The following is a 4585-nucleotide window of genomic DNA, read 5'->3' as shown; positions in this document are numbered from 1 at the left end:
GTTAGTGCCATAAGAAAAAGGCTGCCTCAGCAACCTCTATAATTGGAGTAAAAACACCCGTTAGCGAAATAAGGATTTTTTACTTTCTAACGAATACTGAATATTCCATTGGATTTTCGAATCCTAATCTTTCAGCCAGCTTTATCGACGCAAAATTGTGAACATTACAATCCCAATTGGGTTTCAAATTTCTTTCAATACAATGTTCAATGAATATCTCTGCAACATTTTGAGCTAAGCCCATTCCTCTATACTTATTTTTAGTTGCAATATCAATTTCAGCAAATTGTGATGAACTAAATATAGATGTACATTCACTTACAACAGTATCATTATGTAGCAAACAATAACCAAAACCATTCTCAAGAAAATTTGATACTGAACCCCAATATTCCTTATAATAAGATTCATTAAATTCCAGACTTTCAGTAATTATTTTTTCATCTATTCTCTTTACTATAAAATCATTGGGTAATTTCCCCTTTTTTATTGTTGAATATGTATCCTTATTAAAATGAAAAGAATATCTATGCATTTGTCTTAACTCATTTTCAAACAACTTATTTATAACTTGATCCCATTCTTTTGATGGAGAAAACAAAGTGAATCGCTTTTTTTCATTTTTTCTACTTCTAAAAATTTCTAAAAATATGCTATCAAGAGCATTGTTCATTTCGTCTCCACCAACAATAAAAATACCTGAATCAGTTCCAATTAAAACAGATTTCTTCAATTCATCCATATATACCTGTCCAGGAATATAATTATTTAATACAGAGTAAGCAAATGTCGGATAAGTTTCATTATCCTTATTTTTCAGTAAATTTATGGCCTTTTCAAATTGATTATTCATACACTGTTCCCCTTTTCTTTTTGGTTATTCGTCGTATATATTACTCTTCAACAAACCTGCCCTTGATAGTTGCATACAAAAAAGCTGCCTTAAAGACAGCTCCGATCTTCAGCTAACGCTCCCGTTAGTTCATTAAGAAAAATAAATAATTATGCTTTCTCTTTTGTTAATTCACTTTTAGCTAATTCCTCCCAATCTTCAATAGACAGCTTATCAGTAATATGTTTTAAAGCATTAGGAACTTCAACAGAACACATCATTTCCAAACTGTTACCATCAGGGTCTTCAAAGTAAACGGAACCATTTTCTTGAGATGGTCGAATAAATGGCTCAATAGATTTTCTACCACCAAATGGCACGACTTTAGCTTGAATGGAATCTAACCATTTTAAAGATTCTTTTAAATTTTCATATGAAACTCGAAAAGCAATATGTCGTAAGGAAGGATGGTATGGCGTTTGATACTCATTTCCCTCCCACAAACCTAACCAACTTTTTCCTTTTTGAATCCAAAAAAAAGCAGTTTCTTCATCACTCCATGCAAGTTCCAAACCCAGCTTTTTATAAAACTCCACTGAAACATCTAAATTTTTTACAGGCAAGTGTGCTTCAAATATTCCTTCTATCAAGTTCTCAACCCCTCAAAATTATGGATATATTACCAATTATAGATAAACATATGTTTTATACAACTAATCTGCCCCGTTAGTGCTATAAGAAAAAGCTGCCTTAAAGACAGCTCTGATCTTCAGCTAACGCACCCATTATTTCATTACTGTTTTTTCCATAACCCACCTGAACAAGGAGTAAAGCCACAAGTTTCATAAAAGTTTTTATGTTTGGGGTCATACGTTAAGGTAACAATTTCTAAACCATACCGTTCAGACTCTCTTAATAATTCTCTTACTAACCCCACACCAATTCCCATTTTTTGATAATCAGGATGAACAATTATGTCTTCCATATAACCATGTTCTAATCCCGTGCCTGCAACATAACCAAATGCTATAAGTTTATTATTTTTGTTTCTTACTCCAGCCCAAAAGTTACATCGTTTAAATAAGGTTGGAAAATCTTTGTCTCGTCTTCCCCATCCAACAAGTTCTCTTAATTCAGGTATCTCATGATTAGATATTGGCATATTTATTATGACTTTATAATTCATTCACTTCCCCTTTTCTTCATCTAAATTAGAATTTAAGGTACTAATTTCTATAGGATGAAGGCTAATTCCTTGTTGAACTAAACTGCCCCGTTAGTGCCATAAGAAAAAGCTGCCTTAAAGACAGCTCCGATCTTCAGCTAACGCACCCGTTCGTATTATAAGGTCATCCAGAAAATATTTCTGGTTGACCATTTTTTATATCGATATATGATAACCGTAGCCGGGGTAGAACGTCCGCACCCGTGGGACTTGATCCCGTCAACTAAACAGTTCGCCCCCTACTTGTAGAAACATGATTGAGGCTGGTTGGGACTATGATCTCGTATAACAAGCGAAGCTATGATACTGCAAGAAGGAATTGGGGTACCGGTGATTTTATATTAGGAGGAGATAATTTATGAATCCAGTTGTTGGTCTGGATGTGGCAAAAGGGGAAAGTCAGGTTCAAGCTTTCTTGGGTAAAAAGCAACCTTACAAAAAAAGCTTTAAAGTAGCACATACTCTTGAAGGGTTAGCTAGTCTTCTAGACTTTATTAGAGAAGTAGAAAATGTATCCGGGGGACGGCCTCCCATTGTATTAGAATCCACTGGACATTATCATACACCAGTTGTCCAGTATTTCGAGGATAGAGGGTACTTATTAATTATCGTAAATCCACTCATATCGTATCGAGCTAAGAGTTCTAGTTTACGCAAGGTAAAGACAGATGTCATTGACGCTCGTCATCTCTGCGAGCTGTATTATAAAGAGGACTTAGAGTCTTATAAACAGCGAGGAATCCAGCTCTTAAACCTACGTAACCTTACAAGACAGCACGAAAATATTACAGGCATGTATGTACAAACTAAATTACAATTTCAAGCAGTTCTGGATCAAGTGTTTCCTGAATACCGTGGGGTTTTTGGGGACTTACATTCATATGTTTCTTTACTAACTTTACAAGCATTTCCTACATCCGAAGAAATCTTGGATACTGGTGAAGAGACAGTCGCCAAGAAAATAAAAGAATTATGTAAAAGTCGTTCGCAAAAATGGGCAGACAGTCAGGCAGAAAAATTGATGGCCGCCGCAGCTCAAAACCCATTTCAGAAAAACCTATATCATAGTCTGATTTTAAGCCTGGATATGTATATTAATATGCTTCTTGAATACAAAAAGCATCTATCCAAGCTTGAAGATGAGATAGATGCTTTAGCAAAAGGTATTGAAGAGTGTAAGATTATCCAATCGATCCCTGGTATCGGAGAAAAAATCGCGGCCACGATAATTTCTGAAATTGGGGAAATTGATCGGTTTAATCATCCTAAGAAACTGGTTGCATTTGCCGGAATCGATCCAAGTGTCTTTGAATCTGGTACATTCAAAGTTACTTTAAATCGGATTACCAAAAGAGGTTCTAGTAGGCTACGACACGCCTTGTATATGGCTGTAAAATGTGCCATTCGTGATTGTCGCAAAAAGAAAACGACAGATGAAATCATTCCTCGTAACAAGCGATTACGAGAATTTTATGATAAGAAACGTGAGGAAGGAAAGCCCTTTAAAGTAGTTGTGATAGCATGTGCCAATAAATTCTTACATTGGATTTATGCACTTTTAAAAAGTAAATCGACTTTCCAAGATCTAGCCTAGCTTTAAAGTATAACTAAACAGTCCAAAACTTTCCAAACACAGAACCTTGGAAGGTTATTTGGCATACGCAAATTTAGTATAACATGAAAAATTTTAAGTGTTTATTGAAAAATGTTGACAAACTATTGGCTGGTTTAGTTCAACAAGGTGCTTCTATTTTATATAAAAATTTATATCGTCCAATGCCAAACGAGACTGTTCCCTTACAAAACTACTTTCATCTTGAAATCCCTGATTAATTATTAACAAAATCAGTTCTTTGTTTATCTTTTTATTTACTTTTGCAATATGTCCCAAACAAAGTATTGCGGTACCACGAATTTTAGCATCCTCGTGTTCACTGTACATAATCATAATATCTTGAACAAAATCTGGGTTATCTGAACTTACGGATAGTTCTAATAAGCCACTTATAACTTTTTCCGTATCACCAGAATTTATAAGTTTAAAAATTTCTTTATTATTTTCTATATTGTTACTATATCTTTCAGACTTATCGTGTAAAATTTCATTTAAAATCTCCTCGTAAGACTTTATTTTGCTCCAAAGTGACATATATTCTAATGAATCTGATTCACACTTTTCTAATTCAACAAACGCACGTATTAAATTCTTTTTGGTTTCAATTTTTTTATCGGTGTGACTAAGTATATTTATTTTATCTCTATACATAATGAGATGTTTATTAAAATTTCTTCTTGCTTCTGTAAGTGAGTAATCTCCATTTGGACCACCCCAAACTTCATCTGCATATAAATCATCTTGGCCATCATCTTCCCAATTACAAAGTTCACATATATCATAACCCCCACGCTCGTCTAATGTCGGAAATCCACAACAAGGACACTTTTCACGTTGCACTAAAATCCCACCCTCATTTTTCTTTTAATTTCATTTATAGCAAAATCTTTCTTTACGGTTTAAACATTCTTTC

At 34.2% G+C, this 4585-nt stretch carries 5 protein-coding genes; 1 reads left to right on the top strand and 4 read right to left on the bottom strand.

All coding sequences use genetic code 11. The features are described 5' to 3' along the window. Positions 1-79: 79 nt before the first annotated feature. From IOC57_RS25345 to IOC57_RS25335, 3 genes are all read right to left on the bottom strand, one after another. Positions 80-853 carry a GNAT family N-acetyltransferase gene (locus IOC57_RS25345; protein ID WP_207441345.1) on the bottom strand — a complete coding sequence of 258 codons (774 nt, stop codon included), beginning with the start codon at positions 851-853 and terminating at the stop codon, positions 80-82. 149 nt (positions 854-1002) lie between these two features. Then, complete coding sequence (locus tag IOC57_RS25340) at positions 1003-1482, bottom strand: VOC family protein (protein WP_207441344.1); 480 nt, start codon at positions 1480-1482, stop codon at positions 1003-1005. A gap of 143 nt (positions 1483-1625) precedes the next feature. Next, entirely contained in the window at positions 1626-2018 is a 393-nt protein-coding gene (locus IOC57_RS25335; protein WP_137024343.1) for a GNAT family N-acetyltransferase, read from the bottom strand. Between the two features lie 397 nt (positions 2019-2415). Here IOC57_RS25335 and IOC57_RS25330 point away from each other — a divergent pair, with 397 nt between their 5' ends. Next, the gene (locus IOC57_RS25330; RefSeq protein ID WP_207441343.1) at positions 2416-3651 is read left to right on the top strand and encodes an IS110 family RNA-guided transposase; all 1236 of its coding nucleotides are present in this window, start codon (positions 2416-2418) and stop codon (positions 3649-3651) included. 153 nt (positions 3652-3804) lie between these two features. Here IOC57_RS25330 and IOC57_RS25325 read toward each other — a convergent pair whose 3' ends face one another. Then, positions 3805-4512, bottom strand: a complete 708-nt coding sequence (locus IOC57_RS25325) for a CPCC family cysteine-rich protein (protein ID WP_207441342.1) — start codon at positions 4510-4512, stop codon at positions 3805-3807. Between the last annotated feature and the right edge of the window lie 73 nt (positions 4513-4585).

It is taken from the genome of Bacillus sp. SD075 (assembly GCF_017355165.1).
Taxonomy (GTDB): domain Bacteria; phylum Bacillota; class Bacilli; order Bacillales; family DSM-1321; genus Peribacillus.
The sequence above is the reverse complement of the archived record's forward strand: the minus strand, read 5'-3'. Positions and strand labels throughout refer to the sequence as shown.

What these genes read in the sequence shown, in the direction of transcription:
- IOC57_RS25330 (WP_207441343.1), top strand. Translation starts at nt 2,416, where the DNA reads ATGAATCCAGTTGTTGGTCTGGATGTGGCAAAAGGGGAAAGTCAGGTT.
- IOC57_RS25345 (WP_207441345.1), bottom strand. Translation starts at nt 853, where the DNA reads ATGAATAATCAATTTGAAAAGGCCATAAATTTACTGAAAAATAAGGAT.
- IOC57_RS25335 (WP_137024343.1), bottom strand. Translation starts at nt 2,018, where the DNA reads ATGAATTATAAAGTCATAATAAATATGCCAATATCTAATCATGAGATA.